This is a genomic window from Kitasatospora sp. A2-31 (assembly GCF_022288725.1).
In the GTDB taxonomy this organism is placed as follows: domain Bacteria; phylum Actinomycetota; class Actinomycetes; order Streptomycetales; family Streptomycetaceae; genus Kitasatospora.
On record NZ_JAKNTA010000002.1, the window covers coordinates 332077 to 355740 of the forward strand.

Annotated in this window: 18 protein-coding genes; 11 read left to right on the forward strand and 7 right to left on the reverse strand. The window is 75.3% G+C overall.

Going from position 1 to position 23664, the window contains the following annotated elements:
• The first annotated feature begins 61 nt into the window (after window positions 1-61).
• The gene (locus MCM47_RS06280) at window positions 62-610 is read left to right on the forward strand and encodes a ParH-like protein (RefSeq protein WP_238859330.1); all 549 of its coding nucleotides are present in this window, start codon (window positions 62-64) and stop codon (window positions 608-610) included.
• Entirely contained in the window at window positions 603-1832 is a 1230-nt protein-coding gene (locus MCM47_RS06285) for an MAB_1171c family putative transporter (RefSeq protein ID WP_238859332.1), read from the forward strand. Before MCM47_RS06280 ends, MCM47_RS06285 begins: the two co-directional genes overlap by 8 nt.
• A gap of 233 nt (window positions 1833-2065) precedes the next feature.
• Here the strand turns inward: MCM47_RS06285 and MCM47_RS06290 are convergent, their stop codons facing one another.
• Both MCM47_RS06290 and MCM47_RS06295 read right to left on the reverse strand, forming a co-directional pair.
• Window positions 2066-4291, reverse strand: a complete 2226-nt coding sequence (locus MCM47_RS06290; protein WP_238859333.1) for a tetratricopeptide repeat protein — start codon at window positions 4289-4291, stop codon at window positions 2066-2068.
• Between the two features lie 130 nt (window positions 4292-4421).
• Entirely contained in the window at window positions 4422-5627 is a 1206-nt protein-coding gene (locus MCM47_RS06295) for a hypothetical protein (RefSeq protein ID WP_238859336.1), read from the reverse strand.
• A 658-nt stretch (window positions 5628-6285) separates the two neighbouring features.
• On the opposite strand from MCM47_RS06295, the gene MCM47_RS06300 reads away from it, so the two are divergent.
• Window positions 6286-6864 (forward strand): DUF3105 domain-containing protein, encoded by a 579-nt coding sequence (locus MCM47_RS06300; RefSeq protein WP_238859338.1) that lies wholly within the window; start codon window positions 6286-6288, stop codon window positions 6862-6864.
• Between the two features lie 115 nt (window positions 6865-6979).
• Window positions 6980-7255: a hypothetical protein gene (locus tag MCM47_RS06305; protein ID WP_238859340.1), complete on the forward strand. Its 276-nt coding sequence runs from the start codon at window positions 6980-6982 to the stop codon at window positions 7253-7255.
• A 77-nt stretch (window positions 7256-7332) separates the two neighbouring features.
• Here the strand turns inward: MCM47_RS06305 and MCM47_RS06310 are convergent, their stop codons facing one another.
• Window positions 7333-8055 (reverse strand): ABC transporter ATP-binding protein, encoded by a 723-nt coding sequence (locus tag MCM47_RS06310; protein ID WP_238859342.1) that lies wholly within the window; start codon window positions 8053-8055, stop codon window positions 7333-7335.
• A gap of 361 nt (window positions 8056-8416) precedes the next feature.
• On the opposite strand from MCM47_RS06310, the gene MCM47_RS06315 reads away from it, so the two are divergent.
• From MCM47_RS06315 to MCM47_RS06325, 3 genes are all read left to right on the forward strand, one after another.
• Window positions 8417-11782: an FtsX-like permease family protein gene (locus MCM47_RS06315; RefSeq protein WP_238859345.1), complete on the forward strand. Its 3366-nt coding sequence runs from the start codon at window positions 8417-8419 to the stop codon at window positions 11780-11782.
• Entirely contained in the window at window positions 11779-14718 is a 2940-nt protein-coding gene (locus MCM47_RS06320; RefSeq protein ID WP_238859346.1) for a hypothetical protein, read from the forward strand. Before MCM47_RS06315 ends, MCM47_RS06320 begins: the two co-directional genes overlap by 4 nt.
• Window positions 14719-14827: 109 nt before the next feature.
• Window positions 14828-15814 (forward strand): ABC transporter ATP-binding protein, encoded by a 987-nt coding sequence (locus tag MCM47_RS06325; protein ID WP_238859348.1) that lies wholly within the window; start codon window positions 14828-14830, stop codon window positions 15812-15814.
• Between the two features lie 35 nt (window positions 15815-15849).
• Here the strand turns inward: MCM47_RS06325 and MCM47_RS06330 are convergent, their stop codons facing one another.
• Together MCM47_RS06330 and MCM47_RS06335 are read right to left on the reverse strand one after the other, a co-directional pair.
• Window positions 15850-16077 (reverse strand): hypothetical protein, encoded by a 228-nt coding sequence (locus MCM47_RS06330; protein WP_238859350.1) that lies wholly within the window; start codon window positions 16075-16077, stop codon window positions 15850-15852.
• A 201-nt stretch (window positions 16078-16278) separates the two neighbouring features.
• Window positions 16279-17901 (reverse strand): AMP-binding protein, encoded by a 1623-nt coding sequence (locus MCM47_RS06335; RefSeq protein WP_238859352.1) that lies wholly within the window; start codon window positions 17899-17901, stop codon window positions 16279-16281.
• Window positions 17902-18094: 193 nt separating this feature from the next.
• Between MCM47_RS06335 and MCM47_RS06340 the strand changes: the two genes are divergently transcribed.
• The 3 genes from MCM47_RS06340 (at window position 18095) to MCM47_RS06350 (ending at window position 21801) form a co-directional block, all read left to right on the forward strand.
• Window positions 18095-18787: an AAA family ATPase gene (locus tag MCM47_RS06340; RefSeq protein ID WP_308222302.1), complete on the forward strand. Its 693-nt coding sequence runs from the start codon at window positions 18095-18097 to the stop codon at window positions 18785-18787.
• A 160-nt stretch (window positions 18788-18947) separates the two neighbouring features.
• Entirely contained in the window at window positions 18948-19700 is a 753-nt protein-coding gene (locus MCM47_RS06345; RefSeq protein ID WP_238859353.1) for a thioesterase II family protein, read from the forward strand.
• Window positions 19701-20016: 316 nt separating this feature from the next.
• Window positions 20017-21801 (forward strand): S8 family serine peptidase, encoded by a 1785-nt coding sequence (locus MCM47_RS06350; protein ID WP_255751863.1) that lies wholly within the window; start codon window positions 20017-20019, stop codon window positions 21799-21801.
• 147 nt (window positions 21802-21948) lie between these two features.
• Here the strand turns inward: MCM47_RS06350 and MCM47_RS06355 are convergent, their stop codons facing one another.
• On the reverse strand, window positions 21949-22434 hold the full coding sequence (locus tag MCM47_RS06355; RefSeq protein WP_238859354.1) for an FBP domain-containing protein: 486 nt from the start codon (window positions 22432-22434) through the stop codon (window positions 21949-21951).
• Between the two features lie 70 nt (window positions 22435-22504).
• Here MCM47_RS06355 and MCM47_RS06360 point away from each other — a divergent pair, with 70 nt between their 5' ends.
• Window positions 22505-23074: a TetR/AcrR family transcriptional regulator gene (locus MCM47_RS06360; protein WP_238859355.1), complete on the forward strand. Its 570-nt coding sequence runs from the start codon at window positions 22505-22507 to the stop codon at window positions 23072-23074.
• Window positions 23075-23143: 69 nt separating this feature from the next.
• Here the strand turns inward: MCM47_RS06360 and MCM47_RS06365 are convergent, their stop codons facing one another.
• Complete coding sequence (locus tag MCM47_RS06365) at window positions 23144-23605, reverse strand: nuclear transport factor 2 family protein (protein WP_238859356.1); 462 nt, start codon at window positions 23603-23605, stop codon at window positions 23144-23146.
• Between the last annotated feature and the right edge of the window lie 59 nt (window positions 23606-23664).

A 23664-nucleotide genomic window follows, 5' to 3' on the forward strand; every position in this document is an offset into this window, starting at 1 on the left:
TTCCCTCGGCGTTTCCGCGTCCGTAGGATCGCCTCCCGATCGAACGCCAGGGGGGCGAAGCGTGGGGTATTCGGGTGGGGTTGAGCACGGGCTCTGGCAGCGGTGCAGAGGGGTCGCGGAGTCGATTCCGCTTCCCGAGCCGTTCGGCATACCGGCGCTGGCCGAGGCGCTCGCCCTGCGGCGCGGCCGCCCCATCGAACTGATGCCGCTCTCCGGTCCGGAGTCCTCCCTGTGCGGGGTGCTGGTCACCACCGACCGCGCCGACTACATCGGCTACCCCGTCGCCACCACGGCCCTGCACCAGCAGCACATCGTCCTGCACGAGATCGGGCACCTGCTCTGCGGGCACACCGGCGGCTCCGGGCCGAGCCGCCCGCTGTCACCCGCCCTGACCACCCGTCTGCCGGAGGAGCTGGTGCGCAGGGTGCTCGGCCGGTCCGGGTACACGGAGCGACAGGAGCAGGAGGCCGAGCTCGTCGCCTCGCTCGCCCTGCACCGCGCCCTGCACCGTCCCCGCTTCCGGGCGGTCGGCCAATTCGCGGACCAGGTGGGACGGTTGCGGTACGTGTTCGGGCTGCCGTCGCGGCGCGACGCAGCGCGCCGTGGGTGACGGGATCGCCGGCGTCGCCGGGTACCTCGCCGGTGCCGTCGCGCTGCTCGGCACGCTCTTCAAGGTCCTGACGGACCGCGGCCGCCGGTCCGACCCGGCGCTCCACTACGGGTACGCCTGCGGGGCGCTCATCGGGGCGGGGATGGCGGCGAGCGCCCCGGCCACGGCGCCGGCGCTGGCCGCCGTACTGCCAGACCCCTGCCATCTCACGCTGGTCGCAGACCAGTTGAAGGTGGCCGCCTCCGGGGCACTGGCCATGATGGCCTACTCCACCCGGCCGACCGCCACGGCGCGACGCGCCGTGCGTCGGCAGGCCGCCCTCACGGCCGCCACCGTGGGGCTGGGCATCGCCGCCTTCGTCGCCGCCTCGCCCGTCCGGGAGGGGGTCGTCGTCACCGTCGGCGGGGCGGGCCGGCCGGTGCTGGCCGCGTACGTCGTGCTCTTCGCCGTCCACACCGCGTGGTGTCTGGGGGTCTTCGGGTTCCTGATCGGGCGCTGCGCGCGGTGCCTGCCGGCCGGGGCCCTCCGGCTGGGTCTGCGCCTGATGGCGCTCAGCGCGCTGGTGGGCCTGCTGTGGACGGCGGACAACCTGCACGACCTGGCCGACATCCTCACCACCGGCCGGGAGAACGGTGCGGAGAGCAGGATGTCCGCGGTGGCGGGCGCCGTCTGCCTCGCGCTGGGCTTCGCCGGAGCGACCGCATCGGCCTGGGCCGACTGGGCCGGACGCGTGCGTGCGTGGCGCGACCACCGCCGGCTCGGTCCGCTCTGGTCGGCGATGCGGGCGGCGCTGCCGGAGATCGAACTGGTCTCGTCGGAGCGGCTGTTCGGTGGTCTGCCGGGTCGGCGGCGGGGCGACGTGCGGTTCGCGCTGTACCGGCGGATCATCGAGATCCGGGACGGCCAGCTCGCCCTCCGCCCCCATCTGCACCCGGCGGTGCCACGCTGGGTGGGGGAGGCCGTCGGCCCCGCCGGGACGGAGGAGCTCGCCGCCGTGGTGGAGGCGGCGGCCATCGCCGCCGGGCTCGAGGCGGCCCGGGCCGGGCACCGCTTTCCGGTCGGTCCGGGCGAAGGATGCGTGCCGCACCCGGTGCCGGCGGACATTCACGAGGAGGCGGCGTGGCTCGTCAAGGTGGCTGCCGCGTACACCGGTTCGCCCGCCGTGGCCCACGTCCGCAGCCGGGTACGAGGTGAGCTGGGCCGCGCCGCGGCGCAGCGCTGACGCCGTGGATACCGCCCCGCCGCCCGGCGTCCAGGGCCGGGTGGCGGGGCGGTGCCGATGGGCCGGCCGGTGGGGACCGGACGGGGCGGCGGCGGGCCCGACCAGGGGTGGGCCAGGTCCGGGGGTGGGCCCGATCAGGCGTGGGCCAGGTCCGGGGGTGGGCCCGATCAGGCGTGGGCCAGGTCCGGGGGTGGGCCCGATCAGGCGTGGGCCAGGTCCGGGGGTGGGCCCGATCAGGCGTGGGCCAGGTCCGGCATCAGCTCGTACACCTGCTCGGCCGACCCCGGATCGGCCTTCAGACAGGCGAGCAGCTCCTCCTTGGCGGTGTCCGCCCGGTCCAGCCCGATCAGGCAACGGGCCCGCTGCAGACGGGCGTCCACGTCCTCGGTCGAGCCGGGCATCTCGTCGAGCAGCCGGAGCGCCTCACCGTAGCGCCCGGCGTCGTGGTGGACCACGGCCAGGTTGAACCGCATGCCGGGATCGCCCGAGAGCTCGACCGCGTGGGCCAGATCGGTGCTCGCGCCGTCCAGGTCGCCCTGCCGGTAACGGAGTTCACCGCGCATGGCCCATGCCTGGGGGTACTCGGGATCGGCGGCGAGGGCGGCCTCCCAGGCTTCCGCCGCCGCGGCCGTGTCGCCGTCGGCCGCCAATAACTGACCCTTGAGACAGAGGAGCTGCGGGCTGTCCGGAGTGGCCGCGAGGCCGGCCCGGACCTCGCTCCAGGCAAGCCGGTGCTCCCCCGACTCGACGAGCAGGGCCGCCCGGTTGAGTCGGGCGTCGGCGAACTGCGGGTCGAGCTGGAGGACGTAGCCGAAGTCCGCCACCGCAGCCTCGGTGTCGCCGAGCTCGGCCAGGACGTCGGCCCGGTTGAAGTAGGCCTCGGGGAACGGCGGCGAGAGCCGGATGGCCCGGTCGTAGTCGGCCAGCGCCTGCTCCGGACGGCCCAGATCGCGCCAGAGCATGCCCCGGTCGAAGTAGTACTCGGCGTAGTTGGGGTCGCACTCGATCACGGCGGTGTAGTCGGCCACGGCCTCGGTGTGGCGGCCGAGGCCCGCGTACACCTGGGCCCGGTTGTAGCGCAGCACGGACCGGTGCAGCGCGTGCTCGTGCGGCTCCAGGGTCTCGTCGAGCCGGGCGATGCAGGCGTCCAGCAGCGACAACGCCTCCTCCAGGCGGCCCTGGTGGACCTCGATGAGCGCGAGCCCGTTGCGGTTGAACACCACGCGGGCCTCCCGCTCCTTCGGCTCGGGATGCCACTTGGCGAAGGCGATCGCCTGGTTCACCCAGCTCCGGGCCAGCTGGTGGTCGCGCCGGTCGGCGTCGAAGTGCCGGGTGTGGAGCATCGCCGTGGCGTACGCGGCCTGCATGTGGACCTCGGGTGAGCTGCTGAGCGCCCGGGCCTCGTCGTACAGCGGAAGTGCCAGCTCGGCGAGGCCGAGCGCGGCGTAGGAGGTGGTCATCTTGGTGGTGAAGGCCCACCAGTGGGTCGGGTTGCTCTCGTGGGTGACCAGCCGCCGGCCGCGCTGGCCGAGGTCGAGGACGGCGTGGTAGTAGCCGAGGTCCATGCAGTGGTCGAGCGCGTGACGCAGGGTGTCGGCCCCGGTGCCGGACGGGTCGCTGCCGTGTTCCGCGTGCCAGGCGATGGCGCCGAGCCGGAGGGAGGATTCGCCGGTCGTCTCCAGCTCCGCGCGCCGCAGGTCGTGCAGCCGGGCGCGTTCGGCGGCGGGCAGAGCGAGGTACGCGGCGAGCTCGTGCGGGTCGTCGCCGACGCCGTCGCCGCCGATGTAGCGGCGGCCGAGCGCGGCGTCCGCCGGTGCCGGGGAGCTGCCCGCCGCCGGCCGGCCCCGGTCGGACCGGCTCCCGTGGTCCGGCGGCGCGACCACCTCGCACCAGGTGGCGAGGGCGGTCGGAAGGTCCTCGCCCCCGATGCCGGCCGGGCGCTCCGGCGGTTCGCTGCCGGTGGTGACGACCACGGTGAGCAGCGCGGGATCGACGCGGCGCAGCAGGACGGCGAGGAACTCGGCGTCGGTGGGGTCGGCCCGGTGCGCGTCGTCGATGATCACTGAGTGCGGTCCGGGCCCGAGCGAGCCCAGGTACGTCTCCAGGAACTCGACCAGGCCGTGGGCGATCCGCAGGGTGCGCAGCGCGGAGTAGAAGCGGGTGCGCTCCTTGGGCACCGCGAGGGATGTCAGGGTCTCGCGGGTGGCGGGCACGAGGTCCCGCAGTTCCGGCGTGGTGGAGAGGATCTCGATGTCGTGGCCGGTGACCGCCTCGGGGCAGCGCGCGAGCGCGTCCGGGACGATCGCCCGCAGGATCGAGCCGACGGCGGTGTAGGGCCCGCGCAGCCGGCGGTCGGCGTTCACCGCGGCGAGCACGGGCGGCAGGTCGAGCCGCTCGCGGACGTCGACGCGGGCGGCGCGCCCGGCGGCGCGGACCCAGTGGTGGCGGTGTTCGGCCATGACACAGCTGCCTTTCGTACAGTGGCGCAGGGACGCAGGGACGCAGGGACGCAGGGACGCAGGGACGCAGGAACGCAGGAACGCAGGAACGCATGGGTGTTGGGGACGGGCGGGCTCGCGGGCGCGGGGCTCAGACCGACCGGGTGGAGCGCCGCTCGCGGGCGGCGAGGACGACGACGGCCGCGGTCTGCGCGAGACTGAGCACCATGAGGGCGAGCGAGTCGAGGCGGCCGGCCAGGGAGGCCTGGCCGGTCAGGCGCAGCCACATGTCGTGCAACATGCGGTACGCCGTCGGGACGACGACCCCGGCGAACATCGTGAGGGTGAACGCGTAGCCCACCACCATCAGCCAGGCGTACCAGCGCGCCACCCGCCGGTCCACCGGGTGGTGGGCGGAGAGGTCCAGCGGCGGCCTCCCGGTGATCCGCCGAACGGTGTTGCGCAGCACGTCGGTCGCGGCGGCATGGAGGTCCACGCAGCCCAGGACCGTACCGAGCAGGACGTAGACGTCGGTCCGCAGGTAGAAGAACCCCTGCCAGGCGAGGCGCAGCGCCGTGGCGTAGGCCATCGCCAGACAGAGCGACGCCGCCACTGCGTTGGCGTCGCGGGTCGCGTCGGCGACCAGGGTGAGCACGGCGATCACCAGGGCGTCGGCCAGCATGCCGGCCAGGATGGGCAGGTAGCGCTTCCGGCGCGGCACGCCGACCAGCCCGTCGAGGGAGGTCTCCAGCACCAGGTAGACGAGGCGGCGGCCGATGGAGAGACGCGAGCGCAGGCCGAGCCGACGGCCGGCCAGGGCGTGGAAGGCCTCGTGCAGGGCGAGCAGCGGCAGCTGACCGACGAACAGCATCAGCACGACGAGGGTGTAGGACGAGCTGAAGAACAGGTTGTCGACGCGCGGTACCAGCTCCGGCACCCGGACCATCTCGGCCACGGCGAGGGCTACGACGAGGGCGTAGCCCACCAGCGCCGGTGGGCTGAACACCAGGCGGCCCAGACGCTGCCAGCGCACCGGCGCGGCCGGCTTGGGGGCTGCGTCGTCGCCGCCGGGGCGGACGAGGTCGAGATCGACGAGCGTCTCGACCAGGTCGGCGATGTCGACGCTCTCGCCGTGGGCGGTCCGGTGATGCTCGGCGGCCTCGCGGGGCGTGAGGCCGTCGGCCAGCATCCTGACCAATTCGGCGCCGTCGGAAGGGAAGACGGCGTAGGTGTCGGTCTCCGGGCTGCCGATGGTGACCTCGTCGGCCTCCGGCAGGTACACGAGTCGGCGGAGCGGTACCGGCCGGTCCAGATCGAGGCCGGGGACGGTGGAGCCGCTGTCCGTGGAGGAGTGCACGGGTCCTCCTGCGCGAGGTAGGCGGGGGCGGGGTGGAGCGGTGCGGGCCGGCGTGTGGCCGGCCCGCACCGCGTTCCCCCTCTGCCCCGGGGGAGGGGTCGGTCAGTTCTGCACGGCGCAGGACCACGGCAGGTACAGCGCGCGGGCCGCGCTGGTCAGGCGGACCGGGCCGGCCTTGCGGACGACGATCTTCTTCATCGCACACACCTCCTTCGGTGACTGGTCTTCAACAGCGCCATCAGCTGGTGTGAATGGACAGCTGACATCAATTCACGCCAGCTTCGGCGATGAGCCAAGGGTGATGAGGATGTGGTGATCGTGTCAATGGATCGGAATTCCCCAACCCATGCTGAACCTTGGTGCCCGTTCGGAACGTCCAGGTCGACGGCGGTGGGGAGGCCGTGGCGGCCCCGGGGCAACTAATAAACTGAAAGAATTGGCTTTGCGGGTGCTATCCATATGAGCTGATCACATAGGACGCGGAGAGTGGGAATGTCGGGTCGCGGCCCCGGCGGCCGGCAGGCGCCCCGGGCGGCCCACGCGCTCGACGGCGATACTGGAGCTGAACGCCGTGCGCCCGCGCGGCGGCGAGAGGGGCCCGGCCATGGCTGCTGCTCCCAGGAAACGGTCCGACGACCGGCGTGCCAGAACCGAGGCGATGCACCGGGAGGACCAGCGGCGCAAGCGCCGCCGGAAGATCGTGTACTCGGCGGTGGCCGGTCTCATCGTGGCCGGCGTGCTCGCGGGCGGCATCTGGGCCGTCACCACCGCCGACGACGGCGCGCCCACGAGCAAGGCCCCGATCGCGGGCGTGCAGACCTTCGGCAAGCTCGGGCGTACGCACGTGCAGACGCCGGTGGCCTACCCGCAGACCCCGCCCGTCGGCGGCGACCACAGTCCGGTCTGGCTCGACTGCAACGGAGCCGTCTACACCCGGCCCGTCCCCGACGAGAACGCCGTCCACTCCCTGGAGCACGGCGCGGTCTGGATCACCTACAACGACCAGGCGTCCCCGGCCGACGTCGCCGCACTCGCGGCCAAGGTCCAGGGCAAGCCGTACACCTTCATGAGCCCCTACCCGGCGGAGCAGGGGAAGATCACCCTCACCGCCTGGGGCAACCAGCTGGTGGTGGACAGCCCGACCGACCCCCGCGTGGACGCCTTCCTCGCCCAGTACGTGCAGGGGCCGCAGACGCCGGAGCCCGGCGCTCCGTGCACGGACGGGCTCATGCCGTAGCGCCCGGGGACTGCGGCGCGTCGGCCGGGGGCGCCGCCGCCCCGTGCCGGTCCGCGCCGGCCGTCGCGGGCGGGGCCGGGATGCGGCGGGCTCCGTCCGGGCGCAGGGTCGAGGTATGAGCGGAGTGATCGTGCTGGTCGAGCTCGAGCCGTCGACCGAGGTGCTGGACGCGGGCGAGGTGGACGTGGGCGCCCGGGTCCGGTGGGTGCACGCGGCGCCGTCCGATCCGGACGTGCCGGAGGACCCGGGGCCGGTCACCTTCTGCGGGATCGACACCCGGGATCTGGAACGGGAGCCCTACCGGCCGGCCGGGCCGGGGGAGCCGTGGTACCCGCCCTCGCAACGGACCAGGCGCTGCCGCGAGTGCGAGGCCGCGCTCAGGGCGCTCTGACGCCGGGCGGGGCGCCGCCGCCTGGCGGGGCGGCGGCCCTGCCCGTTCGGGCAACGGGGCGTCCGCGTGCGGGTCGATCAGGAGGCGGCCTCGACGATGCGGCCGTCCCGGAGCTCGATCACCCGGTCGGCGAGCTCCATCAGGGTCGGGTCGTGGGTGGCGACCAGCGCGGTGACTCCCTCGCTGCGGACCACCGCGCGCAGCAGCTGCATGATCGCACGGCCGGTCTCGGAGTCGAGCTGGCCGGTGGGCTCGTCGGCGATGATCAGATCGGGCTCGTTGGCCAGGGCGCGGGCGATGGCGACGCGCTGCTGCTGCCCGCCGGAGAGTTCGCCGGGGCGCTGGTCGGCGTGGTCGGCGAGTCCGACCATGGCCAGCAGGGTGCGGGCCCGCTCCTCGCGCCGGGCGCTCGGAACCTTGCGCAGCCGCATCGGCACGCCGACGTTCTCGGCGGCGGTGAGGACGGGGATCAGGCCGAAGGACTGGAACACGAAGCCGATCCGGTCCCGGCGCATCGCCAGCCGGGCTTCCTCGTCCAGGCCGGCCAGCTCGGTGCCGTCCAGCGCGATGGTGCCGCCGGTCGGTTTGTCCAGGCCGCCGACCAGGTTGAGCAGCGTGGTCTTGCCGGAGCCCGACCGGCCCTTGAGTGCGGTCAGTTCACCCCGGCCGACGGAGAAGGAGACGCCGCGCAGCGCGTGCACGGCCCGCTCGCCGGTGCCGAAGCTGTGGCGGAGGTCGCTGACGGCCACCATCGGCACGGTCGTGGACGTGGTCACGGTACCGACCGGTTGCTGTGTCATGCGGGCGTCCCCCTGGCTCTCTGTCGGTTCTGCGGTTCTGCGGTTCAGCGGCTGGAGCGACGTCCTCGGCCTGCCGCACGGGCCGCCGTGAACGAGAATTGCATGACGTGTGCATGGCCCTTTGATGGCCTGTCACCTGGATATGCGCGCTCAATGAGAAGAATTTGCTCACCAGTTACATGATTCGCGCAAGTCCCTTCCGTTCCGAGTATGAATCTGACAGCATCGTCCGCTATCCGGTGATCAAGTGCCGGTGATCATCACTCCGGCTCGCGACGGGCGCTCATCCCCGGCCGGACCCCGTCGGGTCGGTCGGGCCGTTACGCGGAAGCCGGGGCGATTCGTCAGGGGGAGGAACGGGATGCTCGGCTTCGTCGTGCGCCGGTTGCGCGGGCGACTGCCGCTGGCCGGTGCCGTCCTGCTCACCGTGCTGATCACCACGGCGGTGCTCACCGCGCTGGTGGCGTTCAACCGCACGGTCGGGGAGGCCGGGCTGCGCCAGTCCCTGCAGGGGGGCGGCCACGCGCGGACCACGGTGCTGGTGACCGGCGAGCACGGTCTCGACAAGCGGTCGGCCGACGACGCGGCGGTCACCGCCTACGGCGGGGGCCTCTTCGGCGGCCTCGCCGTGCGGACCGACACCGTAGCCCGCAGCCGCTCGTACGGCCTTCCGGCCGCGGGACCCGTCGGTGCAGCCAGCGGCGCACCCGCCGGCGCACCCACGGCCACGCGGACCGGTGCGAAGGCCGCGGACCTCACACTGCTCGCCTCCCTCGACCGCGGCCGCGTCCGCCTGCTGGCCGGCGCCTGGCCCGCGCCCGTCCAGCGCCCCACCGCGGGCAGCCCCACCGCGGGCGCCGCCACCCCGACACCCGTCGACGTCGCCGTCCCGCAGACCACGCTGGCCCGGCTCAACCTCGACGCCGGGGCCCTGCCCGCCGAGGTCCGGCTCGACGACCGCCTCGACGGCCGGACGCTCACCGTCCGCGTCACCGGCGTCTACCGCGCCGAGGATCCCGCCGACCCCTACTGGCGGCTCGACACCCTGGGCGGCCGGGAGATCCAGACCGGCGGCTTCACCACCTACGGACCGCTGCTGGCCGACGACTCCGCCTTCACCACCGTCGCCGTCCCGCAGAGCGGCCGCGGCTGGCTGCTCGACGCCGACTTCACCGGCATCCGCGACTCCGAGGCCGCCGCCGTCCGGGACCGCGCCCCCGGTCTCGCGAGCGGCCTCACCGGGGCGACCGGGCTGCAGGTCCGGACCGAACTCCCGGTGGTCCTCCGGGAGGTGGAGTCCAGCGCCCTGGTCGCCCGCTCCACCCTGCTGATCGGCGCCCTCCAACTCGCCGTCCTGGCCGCCGCCGTGCTGCTGCTGGTGGTCCACCTGATGGCCGCCCGGCAGGAGGGCGAGAACGCCCTGCTGGCCGCGCGCGGCGCCTCCGGAGCCCGCCTCGGCGTCTTCTCCGCCACCGAGTCGCTGCTGCTCGCCCTGCCTGCCGCGCTCCTCGCGCCGCTCTGCACGCCCTTGCTGCTCGGTGCGCTCGCGCGCCGGGGACCGCTCGCCCGGGTGCCGCTCGACACCGCGCCGAGCTGGACGCTCTGGCCGATCGCCGCCGTCTGCGCGCTCGCCTGCGTCCTCCTCACCACCGCGCCGACGCTGGTGCGCGGGGCCGGCGGCGCGGTGCTGCGCCGCGCGGGCCGGCGCCAGGCGCTGGTCGCCGGCGCGGCGCGCTCCGGCGCCGACCTCGCGGTGGTCGGCCTCGCCGGCCTCGCCTACTACCAACTGGCCCACTACGAGGGCGGACTGTCGGAGGACGCGGACGGCGGGCTGAACCTCGATCCGGTCCTGATCGCCGCGCCCACCCTGGCACTCGGCGCCGGCACCCTGCTGGTGCTGCGCCTGCTCCCGCTCGCCGCCCGCCTCGGCGGCCGGATCGCCGCCCGGGGCCGCGGCCTGGTGCCCGCCCTGGCCGGCTGGCAGCTCGCCCGCCGCCCCGGCCGGGCCGCCGGGCCGGTGCTGCTGCTGGTCCTGGCGGTCTCCACCGGCGTGCTGGCGCTCGGCCAGCAGAGCACCTGGTCCGCCTCCCAGCACGACCAGGCGGCCTTCGCCACCGCCGGCGGCCTGCGGATCACCGGGTCGCAGCTGCCGGCGATGGGCCAGGCCGGCCGGTACGGCGCGCTGCCCGGGGGCGAGAGGCTGATCCCCGTGATCCGCGAGGAGCACTCCCTGGCGGACGGCGCCCCCGCCCAGGTGCTGGCCCTCGACGCGGCGGGCTTCGCCGCCCGCGTCCCGGTCCGCCCCGACCTGCTCGGCGGGCAGAACCGCCAGGACCTCTACGCTCCGCTCGCCGCGCCCGCGGCCGGTCCCGCGCCCGCCGGCGCCGAAGCCGCACCCGCGGCCGGCCCCGCGCCCGCGGTGGCCGCCCACGGCGGCGTACCGCTGCCCGGCACGCCGGCCCGGATCGACCTCGACCTCGGCAACGAGCCGTCGGCAGCGGGCGGTCTCCCGCCGGAGGCCTGGGTCCTGCTGCGGGACCGCTTCGGCGACACCTTCCGCGTCCCGCTGACCGGCGTTCCCGCCCGCGGCAGCGCGGTGGCCACCGCCGACCTCGCAGCCGTCGCCGGCGCCCCGGTCGGCACCCCCGCCGCACCGCTCACCCTCGCCGGCCTTATCCTCGCCCTCGGAACCGAGCAGGGCCCTCCCCTCGTGGGGGAGCTGAGCGTCCGGGGGATCGCGGTCGCCGACAGTGCGACCGGGCCGGCCACCGCCGTCCCGGCCGCGGCGGGCCTGGCCTGGAGGACCAGCACCGCACCCGGCGAGGCCGGCTCCGGCTCCGAGGTCCTGCCGGACCGGCCCGGACGCCTGTTCGGCCTCCGGTACGCGCCCGGGAGCACCGGCGTCCGCCAGGCCGTCCTAGTGCCCTCCGGCCCCGAGACCCCGGCCGTGCTGCCCGGCCTCGCCACCCACGCGTACCTCAGCGGCATCGGCGCGGCCGTCGGCGACACCGTCCAGGTGACGCTCGGCGCCAACGGCGTGAAGGTCAGGATCACCGGAGTGGTCGACTCGGTGCCGGTCGCCGGCAGCACCGCCCTGGTCGTCGACCTCGCCGCCACCGGACGCCTGCTCGCCACCGGCGGCCGCCAGCTGCCCGCCGTCACCGAGTGGTGGCTGCCCGCCACCGGGCCGGACGATCCGGTGCCCGCCCGAGCGGCGGCCGCGCTGCGCGACACCCCCGGCGGACAGCGACTGCTGCTCGACGCCGAGGTCGCCGACGGCCTGCTGGCCGACCCGCTCAGCGCCGCCCCGCAGAGCGCGCTCGCCGCCATCGCCCTGGCCAGCACCGTGCTGGCCGCCATCGGCTTCGCGGCCGCCGCCGCGGCCTCCGCCCGCGAGCGCGCCGCCGAGTTCACCGTGCTGCTCGCCCTCGGCACCCCCAGGCGGTGGCTGCTCCGCACGGCCGCCGCGGAGCAGACCGTCCTGGTCCTGCTGGGCAGCCTGGTCGGCCTCGGCCTCGGCGCCCTGATCGTCCGCCTGATCGTGCCGCTCCTGGTGCTCACCCCGGCGGCCCGCCGGCCGGTCCCGGACGTCCTGGTCGACCTGCCGCTCGGCCGGTCGCTGCTGCTCACGGCCGCGATCGCCGTCGTACCCCTGCTGTCGGCCTTCCTGATCGGGCGCAGCCGTCGAGACGTGGCCGCCCGGCTGCGGCACGTGGAGGAGATGTGACCACCCCGGCCGACACCCGCCGCACCATCCGCCCCGACGGGGCCCGGCCGGCGGCCGTCCACCGGCCCGCCCCCTGGGTCCGCACCCGCCTGCGGTCGGGGCGGCTCGCCGCCCTGCTCGTGGCGGCGCTCGCGTTCGGCACGGTCCTCCTCGCGGCGGCCTTCCCGCGCGCCCTCGACCGGGGCACGGACGACGCTCTGCACCGCTTCCTGCAGGACCGCGGGCCGTCCTGGAACAGCCTGGTGGCCACCGCCGCCCACCGCAACGACGCCGCCGACCTCGACGAGGTCGCCCGCAGGCTCGCGGCGCGCCCCGGCACCACGTTCCGCTACGGCGAGCCCGGCCCGGTGTACGGGGCGCATGGCGACAAGCCCCGCCCGCTCGCCAACCACGGCTACGCCCGCCCCGACGGCTTCCCGCCGAAGATCGGCCTGACGTACCTGCACGGGATCACCGAGCGGGCCACCGTGGTGGCGGGCGGTTGGCCGGCCGACGCCGGCGCCCAGGACGGCCCGATCCCGATCGCGCTCAGCAGGAACGCGGCCGACAGCATCGGCATCCGCCTCGGCGACGTCCTGCTCGGCGGCGAGGAGGGCGCGGACACGGTCCGGGCGAAGGTCGTCGGCCTCTACACCGTCGACGACCCGCACGACCCGTACTGGGCCGACGCGGGCTGCCTCGACCGCGCCTGCGCGCAGGGCAACCCGCACGTCACCCTCGTGGCCGACGGCGTCGTCGCCGCCGGGGCGCTGGACCGGATCGCCGAGTGGGGCGTGCACACCACCGACTTCTGGCGGCTGCCCGTCGACTCCGGCGCCCTGCACGCCCGCACTCTGCCCGAGACCGGCCGGGAGATCGCCGGCTACCTGAGCGGCCCCACCGCCGTCGCGCTGGCCGCCCGCACCGGCCGGGACGACCTGAGCATCACCTCCCAGCTGCCCACCGCGTTCAAGCAGGCCGTCGCCCGGCAGAACGCCGCCGCGCCGCTCGCCGCGATCGGTCCGGCCGGCCTGGCCGGGGTCGGCGCCCTGGTGCTCTTCCTGGCCGCCGGCCTCGCCACCGACCGGCGCACCGCCGAACTGCGGCTGCTCCAGGCCCGTGGCGGCTCCCGCGGCGGCGTCCTGCTGCGCCTGCTCGGCGAGGGCGCGGTGACCGTGCTCCCCGCCGCCGTGCTCGCGACCGCACTCGCCCTCCGGCTGGTGGAGACCCCGCGCTGGACGGAGGCCGTGCTGGCGGCGCTCGCCGTCACCCTCATCGCCCTGCTGGGGTTCCCCGTCCGCGCGGCGGCGTTCTGGTCCAAGCCGCGCCGCAGCAACGGCGGGCGCCGGCTGGTCGGCGAACTCCTGGTGCTGGTCGCCACCGCCGCGGCCGTGCTGGAGGTCCGCCGGCGCGGCGTGGCGCCGGACGGCCAGGGCCTGGACCTGCTGCTCGTCGCGGCCCCGCTGCTGCTCGCCGCCACCGGGGGCCTCGTGCTCGCCCGGCTCCAGCCGGTCGTGGTCGGGGCACTGGCTCGGGTGGCCGGCCGGCGCCCCGGCCTGATCGGCTTCCTCGGCCTGGCCCGTGCCGCCCGCGGCGCCGGCGGCCGTGCCCGGCCCTCGCTGCTGCCCCTGCTCGCGATGACCCTCGCCGTCACCACGGCGGGCTTCGGCGCCACGGTGCTGGACGCTGTCGACGGCGCCCGGCTGCGCGCCGCCCGCAGCGTCGTGGGCGGCGACGCGGCCGTGGGCACCCCCACCGGTGTCTCGCTGCCGTCGAAGTTCACCGAGGCCGCCGCCGCCATGCCCGGCGTCCGGCTCGCCACCGGCGTCTGGTGGGAGAGCGAGGTGTTCCTGCTGGGCAGCGACGCCGGGCCGGTCCGGGTCAGCGCCCTCGTGGTCGACCCGCAGGCCTACGCCGAGCTCTCCCGGAGCGTCGGCCGCGGGGCGTTCGACCCGGCCCTCCTCGCCGGCGGCGCGGGCGGTTCCGACGCGCCGCTGCCCGCCCTCTTCAGCACCGCGCTGGGCAAGCAGCTCGGCGGCGACGGCTACCGGCTGCGGTTGCCCAACGGCTGGGAGCTCAAGGCCGCGGTCGCCGGCCGGATCGGTGCCACGCCCGCGCTGGTCGGGGACGACCGCAAGTTCGTCGTGCTGCCGTCCGGGCCCGCAGTCGCTCAGCGCTCCGAACTGGGGGAGCCCAACCTCTGGTTCGCGGTGGGCGACGTCGACGAGCGCCGGCTGAAGCGGCTGGTGCGGGAGCTGGCGCCGCCGGTGGCCTGGAGGGTCGCCGTCGGCGAGCACCCCGGGGCGGTGCTTCCCCCGGTGGCGACCGGGGTCGAGCCGTCGCCCGCCTCCGGCGCGGCCTCGGCGCTCGCTTCGGCGCCTGCGTCCGGGACGGCCGCGCCGTCGGGGGTCGCCGGCCCGGGGGCCGCTGCCGCCGACGCAGCCGCCGAGGCCGACGCCGTGCCGAGCGGCTTCCAGGTGCGCACCAGCGGCACCCTGGCCGCCGAGTTCGCCGCCGACCCGCTCCAGCGCTCGGCCGGCCGGCTGTTCTGGGCCGCCGTGATCGGCGCCGCCGGGTTCGCGCTGCTCGCCGTCCTGCTGACGCTGGTCCGGACCGCGCCCGAGCGCGCCGCCCTGCTCGCCCGGCTGCGCACCATGGGCCTGCGTCCCCGGCAGGGCCTGGCCCTGATCCTCGCCGAGACCGTGCCGCAGACCCTCGTCGCCGCCGTCGGCGGCGGGTTGGTGGCACTGGCCGCGACCGCCCTGCTCGGCCCGGCGTTCGACCTCTCCGTGCTGGTCGGCGCAGAGGTCCCGCCGGGGCTGGAGCCCGCGGTGCTGCCGGTGCTGCGCCAGGTGCTCGGACTCGTGGCCCTGGTCGCCGTCGGCGTGCTCGCCGAGGCGCTGATCGCCGGACGGCGACACATCGCCACCGAACTGCGGGTGGGGGAGCAGCGTTGACGGACAGTGGACGGGCCCGGCCGCACGGCCGGGCGGACGGCAAGGGAATCGGCCCGCGGCGACCGCGGCCACAGGCGCGCCCCGGCGCAGCGGCGACAGGAGACCAGCGGTGAACAGCCTCCCCCGGAGCCGGACGGTCGAGCCGGCCCCCACCCTCCAGGAGCTCCAGGAGCGCGCGCTCGCCGCCGCCCGGCCGAAGGCCCCGGGCGCCGATGCGGCGATCGTCTGCGACCGCCTGGTGCGCATCTTCTCCACCGAGGGCATCGAGGTGCAGGCGCTCCAGGGCCTGGAGCTGACCATCCGGCAGGGCGACCTGGTGGCCCTGGTGGGCGCCTCCGGCAGCGGCAAGTCCACCCTGCTCACCATCCTGGCCGGGCTCGACGTGCCGACCGCCGGCACCGCCACCGTCGCCGGCCGCGACCTGCTGGAGATGTCGGCCCGCGACCGGCTGCGCTACCGGCGCGAGGTCGTCGGCTTCATCTGGCAGCAGACCGCGCGGAACCTGCTGCCCTTCCTGACCGCCGCCGAGAACATCGCCCTGCCGATGCAACTGCGCGGGCGCAGGGCCGGACTCGGCACCAGGCAGAAGGCCGCCCGGGTGGCCGAGCTGCTGGAGGCGCTGGAGATCGGTGACCTCGCCCACCGGCGCCCGCGCGAGATGTCCGGCGGTCAGCAGCAGCGCGTCGCCATCGCCGTGGCGATGGCCAACAACCCGCCGGTGCTGCTCGCCGACGAGCCCACCGGCGAGCTCGACTCGGAGACCGGCGCCGCGATCTTCGAGGCCTTCCGGACCGTCAACCGCGAACTCGGCGCCACCGTCGTCATCGTGACCCACGACCCGATGGTGGCGGGCGAGGTCCGCCGCACGGTCGCCATCCGCGACGGGCGCACCAGCAGCGAGGTGCTCCGCCGGACGGTGACGGACGAGCACGGCGAGGAGTCGGTCAACGAGCGCGAGTACGTGATGCTGGACCGGACCGGCCGGGTGCAGCTGCCGGTGAAGTTCCTGGAGGCGCTCGGCATGGAGCACCGGGTCGCGGTGGACCTGGCCGCCGACCACATCGAGGTCCGCCCGGACGACATCGCCGGTCACTGACGTCCGGCGGTCGGTGCGGCCGGGCGGCAGGCCGCTCAGCTCTCGCCGGGGCGGCGGAACAGGCCGCTGCGCTCGGCGTCCTCGCGCAGGGTGTCCCGCGCGCCGCCCCGGCCTCTGCCGTCCTCCGCGTCGGCCGCGTCACCGCCGTCGCCCCGGGCGGGGCGGTCCCCGCGGGCGGCGGCCGTGCAGAGGGCGAAGACGAGCAGGGCGCTGGCCGCCACGGCGAGGACGCCGAGCGCGGTCAGGACGCGGAGCCAGGTCACGGGAGATGCCTCCTGGGGACGGACGGTGCGAGAGGGGTATCGGCACGTCGGCCCCGGAGGTCGAGCGGACACGGGCGGTTTCGCCGGACGCCCCGCCGTGCCGGCGGGCGCGCACGCGGGCGCTGGAGGCGTCCGGGCGCACGCCGCCCTCCCGTGTACGCCCCCGGAGCGGTCCGCACGCCGACCTGCGCGCCCCGCGCCCTACCCTGTTCCCGTTCCCGTTACCTCTCCCGCTCCTGCTCCGGCTCCGGCTCCGGTCCCAGGCCTGGTCTCCGGCAGCAGGGCCCGCAGCGCGGCGAGGTCCGGCTTCCCCGTCTCGGCCAGCGGCAGCACCGGAAGCACCAGGATCGTCGCCGGATCGCAGCGCGGACCGCCGCGCTCCTGCATCCACCGGTGCAGCTGCTGCTCCGTCACCGGCGCCCCGGGCACGGTGGTCACCGCGGCGTGCACCCGCTCCAGCCGGTCGCGGCCGGTGGTCGCGAACATCACCGCCTCCCGCACCGCCGGATGTGCCAGCAGCGGCTCCTCGACGTCCTGCGGGTAGATGTTGTGCGCGTCCACGATCGCCATCGCGTCCCGTCGCCCTGCCACCGTCAGATAGCCGGAGCGGTCCAGGCGGCCGAGGTCGCCGGTATGAAGCCAGCCGTCCCGCAGGACCCGCGCGGTCAGCTCCGGGTCCCGCCAGTAGCCCGTCATCGCCGTCGGCGTCCGGACGCAGATCTCGCCGAGCGCACCCACCGGGAGCGGCGCGCCCTCCTCGTCCACGATCCGCACCTCGGTGTCGGGCAGGGGCCGCCCGGCGGTGCGGAGCAGCCGTGGATCCAGGTGCTCGTCCGGCGTCAGCCTGGTCACCGGACCGGCCTCCGTCAGGCTGTAGGTCTGGTGCATCACCCGGCCCAGCCGGCGGGTGGCCTCGGCCAGGCGCTCCGGCGCCGCCGCGCAGCCGGTGTAGGTGACGCGGCGCAGGCTCCCGGTGTCGGTCCCGGACAGCGCGGGGTGGTCGAGGACCTGGTACAGCAGGTGCGGCGGCAGGTAGACCCGCGACACCCGGTACCGCTCGATCGCCTCCAGCACCGCCCCGGCCGAGAACCCGTCCTGCAGGACGACCGTGCCGCCGGCCGCCAGCGCCAGGTCGGCCGTGGTGCCGCCGCCGTGGCCGAGCGCGGTGCAGAGCAGGAAGGTGGACGCGGCGATCAGCTCCGGTCGCGGAGGGCGGGCGAAGCGGCGCTGGACGCCCTTGGGCCGGCCGGTCGAGCCGGCGGTGAAGCGCACCGCCATCACGTCGTCCGGCCGGTACGCGGGGGCCAGCGGGGCTGAGGAGAGCGGGGCGGCCAGCTCCAGCAGGTCGGTGCCGAACGCGCTCGGACCGAGCGCCAGCGCGAGCGCCCCCGGTAGAGCGGCGGAGATCCGGCGCGTCGCATCGGTGCCGCCGGCCGGGTCGTCGGTGCCGCGGGCCGGGTCGAAGACGAGTGCCGCCGTCCGCGCGTCCCGGGCGAGGGCGATCCGCTCCGCCACCGGGCGGTCGGCGTGCAGCACCGCGACCCGGCAGCCGATCAGGTTCGCGGCCGGCCGTACCAGAAGCGCCTCGGGGGTGTTCCCGGCCAGCAGCGTGACCCCGTCACCGGGCCCCAGCCCCGCGGAGGCCAGCGCACGTGCCAGCCGGTACACCGCCTCCAGGCACTCGCCGGCGGTCACCGCCGCCTCCCCGTGGCGGATCGCCACCCGCTCCGGTGCGCGGGCCAGCCCGTCCAGCACCATGGCGGTGTACGTCGCCACCCCGGGCCCGGCCCCCGCCCCAGCCCCCGCCACCAGCGTCCCCGTCACGTCCCGTCCTCCGCCGGTACCCGTCCGTCCGAATCGCCTGACAGTCCATCACATCGCCGGCGGGCGCCGACGCCGGGTGCGGGGTGGCATGCCCCGCGGGGCGTCCGCGGGCGCGCCCGCGGGTCCGGGCACGCCGGCGGCGGGCCGGTGTTGTTAAGGTTCCGGCTCGGGCAGAGACGGGGATGTGACCACGATGAACAGGCCGACCACGCCGACCGCGCCGGGCGGGCAGACCGCGGAACGGCAGGGGGCGCAGGCAGCGATGGAACCGCAGGGCCTGGTCGACCTCCGGGGCGAGGCGGGGGCCGCCTTCGCCGTCCACTACCCGGCGGACGCCGTCGTGGTCGTCTCCGGCCTGCCCGGCAGCGGCAAGAGCACGCTGCTGCGCCGTTGGTCGGCGCAGGCCCCCGCGGCAGCCACGGTCGACCCCCGCGCCGTCCACGAGGCCTGTGAGGCGCTGATGCCGGCGGCCCTGCCGTACGCCGTCTACCGGCCGTGGGCGCGGCTGGAGCACTTCCGCCTGCTGCGCGCCTCCGTCCGCCGGGGCGGACCGCTGCTGGTGCACGACTGCGGCAGCCGGGCCTGGATGCGCCGCTGGCTCGCCCGCGAGGCCGCTGGCCAGGGCCGCGACCTGCACCTCGTGCTGCTGGACGTGGGCGCCGCCACCGCCCTCGCCGGGCAGCGCGAGCGGGGCCGCTGGGCGCCGCGCCGAGCCTTCGCCCGGCACCGCCGTGGGCTCGACCGCCTGATCGACGGGCTGACCCGGCACGCGCGGAGCGGGGACCCGACCCCTGTTCCCGAGGCGGCCTCCGTCCTGCTGCTCGACCACGTCTCCCGCTCGCGGGCCGCCGCCGCCCGCTTCGGACCGCCGCCCGCCGGGCGGTAGCGCCCGGCCCGGCCCGCCTCGGCTCGGCTCCGGCCCGCCTCGGCTCGGCCCGGTTCGGACGGACGGAGGGTCAGGAGGGGTGGCAGCGGCGGGAGTGGGTGGAGGGGAGACTGGGGAGGAAGTGATCAACCGATCCCCGTTCGCAGAGAGGCCACCACGCATGCCCGGCAGCACCGCCACCACGAGCCCCTGGTTCCGCCGCTTCCACCCCGCCGACACCGCGCCCGCGCGACTCGTCCTCTTCCCGCACGCGGGCGGCACGGCGACCTACTTCTTCGACTGGGCCGCCGAGCTGTCGCCGTACGCCGACGTGCTCGCCGTCCAGTACCCGGGCCGGCAGAACCGCTACCACGAGCCGGTCGTGGACTCGGTTGCGGAGCTGGCCGACGGCATCCACCGGGCGCTGCTGCCGTGGGCCGACCGGCCGCTGACCCTCTTCGGCCACAGCATGGGCGCGGCGGTCTGCTTCGAGGTCGCCCGCCGGTTCGCCGCCGGTGGCGGGCCCGCGCCGGTCCGCCTGTTCGTCTCCGGCAGCCGGGCGCCCTCCCGGCCCCGGGAGGAGGCCGTGCACAAGATGTCCGACGAGGAGCTGCTCGGGCGGGTGGCCGCGCTCGGCGGCACCGACCAGCGGGTGCTGGACGACCCGGAGCTTCGGGCGCTCGTCCTGCCGTCGCTGCGCGCCGACCACGCCGCGATCGAGACCTACCGCTGCGGGCCGGACGCCGTCGTGCCCCAGCCGATCACCGCGCTGACCGGTGATGCGGACCCGCGCGCCAGCCTGGAGGAGGTCCAGGACTGGGCCGGGCACACCACCGGCGGCTTCGAGATGCGGGTCTTCCCGGGCGGTCACTTCTATCTGGCGGAGCAGCGTCGCGCGGTGCTGGACGTCCTGGTGGAGCACCTGGAGGGGTGAGCGCGGGGCCCGGCCGGTCGGGGGCCGGTCCGGGCCCCGACCGGGTGGCTCCGGCAGTCCCGGTGGTGGCGGTCGGTGCACGGCTCGTGGCGGTCGGTGGGCGAAAGGGGTGGCTGATCGTCATGACATCAAAAGTTGACACTGTTGTGACAAGCCGTCATGCGTAAAGCCTTCCCCAAGTGTGCACGGTTCTGGCATGTTGCGTTCAACCCCTGCGTGATCCCCTCACACGCGGGCCGATCGGAGGACGCACTTGTCACCCCTGATATCCCGGCGGCTGGGCCGCCCGGCCGCCGCTCTCGCCGCGCTCTCGGCGATGGCGCTCGCCGCCCCCGCCACCCTCGCCACCGCGGCGGCCGCCGCCCCCACCGGCACCGCCCCCGCCTCCTCGGCCGGTGCCGACCGGGTCCCGGGCGCTCCCGCCGCCGCCCCGGCCGCCCCCGTCGTGCAGGCCGCGGCCGGCTGGGCCGCCGGGACCCGCTCGTACCTGGTCATCAGCGCCCCCGCCGACACCGCCGCCGCGAAGGCCGCCGTGACCGCCAACGGCGGTACGGTCTTCGCGAGTTACGACGCCATCGGCGTCGTCGTCGCCCACTCGACCTCGGCCTCGTTCGCCACCGCCCTGCGTGGCGTGGCGGGCATCCAGAAGGTCGGCGCGACCCGCACCTCCGACGTGCCGGCCGACGCCTACGCCCCCGCGCTGCCGGCCAACCCGGCCCAGTCGGCGACCACCCTCACCGAGTCCAACCGCTGGGACATGACCCAGATCAAGGCCGACCAGGCCTGGGCCGTGAGCACCGGTTCGCCGACCGTCAAGGTGGGTGTGCTGGACACCGGCGTGGACGACCAGCACCAGGATCTCGCGCCGAACTTCGACGCCGCCGACTCCGCCTCCTGCGCCTACGGCAAGGCCGACACCCGGGTCGGTGCCTGGCGCGACGTCGACACCCACGGCACCCACGTCGCCGGGACCATCGCCGCCGCCAAGAACGGCAAGGGGGTCGTCGGCGTCGCACCGGGCGTGAAGATCGCCTCGGTCCGGATCGCCGAGCCGAGCTCCACGCTGTTCTACGCCGAGAACACCGTCTGCGGCTTCGTCTGGGCCGGCGACCACGGCTTCAAGGTGACCAACAACAGCTACTACACCGACCCGTGGCAGTTCAACTGCCCCGACAACCTCGATCAGGCGGCCATCATCGAGGGCGTCAAGCGCGCCCAGGAGTACGCCGAGGGCAAGGGCTCGCTCCAGGTCGCCGCTGCCGGCAACTCCAACTACGACCTGGCGAACAAGACGACCGACTCGGAGAGCCCCAACGACTCCACCCCGGTCACCCGGACCATCACCAACGCCTGCATCGACATTCCGACCGAACTGCCCGGCGTGGTGACGGTCGCTGCCACGGGCAGCGGCAGCGGCAAGGCGTCCTACTCCAACTTCGGCCGGGGCGTGATCGACGTCGCGGCGCCGGGCGGTGACGGCGCGACCGGCGTCTACTCCACCCTGCCCGGCGGCAAGTACGGCTCCAAGAGCGGCACTTCGATGGCGTCCCCGCACGTCACCGGCGTGGCCGCGCTGATCGCCAGCGCCAACCCGACGTTCACCCCGGCCGACATCCGGGCCAAGCTGGCCGCCCAGGCCAACGACCTCGCCTGCCCCTCGGACAGTCGCTGCACCGGGACCACCGCGAACAACGGCTTCTTCGGCGAGGGCCAGGTCGACGCGCTGAAGGCGGTCGGCGGGAGCACCCCCCCGACCGGCAAGTACTTCGAGAACCTCGCCGACTACCCGATCACCGACAACGCCACCGTGGAGAGCCCGATCGCCGTCACCGGCGTGACCGGCAACGCCCCCGCCACCCTCAAGGTCGGCGTGGACATCAAGCACACCTACCGCGGTGACCTGGTGATCTCGCTGGTCGCCCCCGACGGCGCGGTCTACCTCCTGGAGGACTTCCCGAACGGGGACAGCACCGACAACGTCGCCAAGACGTACACCGTCAACGCCTCGGCGAGCGCGGCGAACGGCACCTGGAAGCTCCGGGTCGCGGACGGCGCGTCGGGTGACATCGGCACCGTCGACGCCTGGAACCTCACCTTCTAGCCGGCCCGGCAGCACCACCCACCTGCGCTCCGCCGCCCCCTCGGGCGGCGGAGCGCACGCCGTTGCGGCCGCCGGCCCGCTCGCGGCGCGGCCGGGTCGTGGCGCGGCCGGGTCGTGGCGCCGGCCCGCTGGTGGCGCCGGCTCCGGTCACGCGGTGACCCGGGCGACGAAGGCGGCGAGGTTGGCCTGCGTGCGCCGGATCTTCTCCTCGACGGTGAGCGACTCGTGCAGCCGGGTGCCGACCTCCCGCCTGCCGCGCACGTAGAGCGAGCAGGCGAGGTCGGAGCAGATGTACGCGCCGACGGAGTTGCCCTGCTTGCCGGCCTTCCCGGCCCGCGGCGCGACCAGCAGCGAGACGCCCCCGGTGTGGGTGGTGACGCAGAGCGAGCAGATGCTGCGTCGGGCCTGCCAGGCGGCGGCGCCGGAGGAGCGCAGCGCGACTGCCACCGTCCGGCCGTCCAGCTCGGTCGCGAGGTAGGCGCGGTCCGGGGCCTGCGGGTCGCGCCAGCCGAGGAAGTCCAGGTCGTCCCAGGGGCTTTCGGCCAGATCCCGGGGGACGTTCAGGCGTGACGCCTCGCCCTTGGTGCAGTTTACGAAGGCGGAACGGATCTCTTGCTCGGTCAGCATCTTCATAGGGGGCAAAGTAAATTACCTAGGGGTATTAGGCAAATGTATAGTGACCTCAGGCGATGAAGGGACCGGCATGGCGCGGGCAGGGCTGAACGCGGAACGACTCACCAGGGCGGGCGCGGAGCTGGCGGACGAGGTCGGCTTCGACAAGGTGACGGTCTCCGCGCTGGCGCGGCGCTTCGGCGTCAAGGACGCGAGCCTCTACTCGCACGTCAAGAACTCGCAGGACCTCAAGACCAGGATCGCCCTGCTCGCCCTGGAGGAGCTCGCCGACCGCGTCGCCGCCGCCCTTGCCGGGCGTGCCGGCCGGGACGCCCTGACCGCCTTCGCCAACGCCTACCGCGACTACGCCCACGAGCACCCCGGTCGCTACGCCGCCGCGCAGCTGCCGCTCGACCCGGAGGTGGCGCGCGCCAGCGCGGGCGTCCGGCACGCGCAGATGACGCGCGCGATCCTGCGCGGCTACGACCTCGCGGAGCCGGACGAGACCGACGCCGTCCGCCTGCTCGGCAGCACCTTCCACGGCTACGTGGCCCTGGAGCGCGCGGGGAGCTTCCGGCACACCCCGCGCGACACCGAGGACACCTGGTCGCGCATCCTCGACGCCCTCGACGCCCTCCTGCGTGCCTGGCCCAAGGCCTGACCATCCGTCCCTGCGTCCGCCCGCGCCCCGCCCGCGCGTCCGCCCGCCCCCTCCGCGCCTCCCTGCGTGCTACCGGAGCGGGAGCTCGACCCCGAGCTCGTCCACCGGCCGGGGGCCGTGGATGCGGCGCTCGGCCGCGGTGATGGGGACGTCGTCGATGCTCGCCTCCCGCCGCCGCATCAGGCCGTCCTCGTCGAACTCCCACAGCTCGTTGCCGTAGCTGCGCCACCACCGGCCGTCCGCGTCGTGCCACTCGTACTGGAAGCGGACGGCAATCCGGTCGCCGTCGAAGCTCCAGAGGCTCTTGCGCAGGGCGTAGTCCAGTTCGCGCTCCCACTTGCCCGTCAGGAACGCGACGATCTCCTCGCGCCCGGTGACGAACGTGTCCCGGTTCCGCCAAACCGAGTCCGGCGTGTAGGCCAGGGCGACCCGCTCGGGATCGCGGGAGTTCCAGGCGTCCTCGGCGGCCTGCACCTTCTGCAGGGCGGTCTCGTGCGTGAACGGCGGATAGGGCGGGCGGGCTTCGGTCATCACGGCCTCCTCGTGTCGAGAACGTACGTTCTCCATCAGGTGCGCCTACGATAGGAAAC

Excerpts from the sequence above, each read along its gene's own strand:
- MCM47_RS06315 (WP_238859345.1), top strand. The coding sequence starts at position 8,417 with ATGCTCGGCTTCGTCGTGCGCCGGTTGCGCGGGCGACTGCCGCTGGCC.
- MCM47_RS06355 (WP_238859354.1), bottom strand. The coding sequence starts at position 22,434 with ATGAAGATGCTGACCGAGCAAGAGATCCGTTCCGCCTTCGTAAACTGC.
- MCM47_RS06365 (WP_238859356.1), bottom strand. The coding sequence starts at position 23,605 with ATGACCGAAGCCCGCCCGCCCTATCCGCCGTTCACGCACGAGACCGCC.
- MCM47_RS06340 (WP_308222302.1), top strand. The coding sequence starts at position 18,095 with ATGAACAGGCCGACCACGCCGACCGCGCCGGGCGGGCAGACCGCGGAA.
- MCM47_RS06345 (WP_238859353.1), top strand. The coding sequence starts at position 18,948 with ATGCCCGGCAGCACCGCCACCACGAGCCCCTGGTTCCGCCGCTTCCAC.
- MCM47_RS06290 (WP_238859333.1), bottom strand. The coding sequence starts at position 4,291 with ATGGCCGAACACCGCCACCACTGGGTCCGCGCCGCCGGGCGCGCCGCC.
- MCM47_RS06350 (WP_255751863.1), top strand. The coding sequence starts at position 20,017 with ATGGCGCTCGCCGCCCCCGCCACCCTCGCCACCGCGGCGGCCGCCGCC.
- MCM47_RS06305 (WP_238859340.1), top strand. The coding sequence starts at position 6,980 with ATGAGCGGAGTGATCGTGCTGGTCGAGCTCGAGCCGTCGACCGAGGTG.
- MCM47_RS06310 (WP_238859342.1), bottom strand. The coding sequence starts at position 8,055 with ATGACACAGCAACCGGTCGGTACCGTGACCACGTCCACGACCGTGCCG.
- MCM47_RS06360 (WP_238859355.1), top strand. The coding sequence starts at position 22,505 with ATGGCGCGGGCAGGGCTGAACGCGGAACGACTCACCAGGGCGGGCGCG.
- MCM47_RS06300 (WP_238859338.1), top strand. The coding sequence starts at position 6,286 with ATGCACCGGGAGGACCAGCGGCGCAAGCGCCGCCGGAAGATCGTGTAC.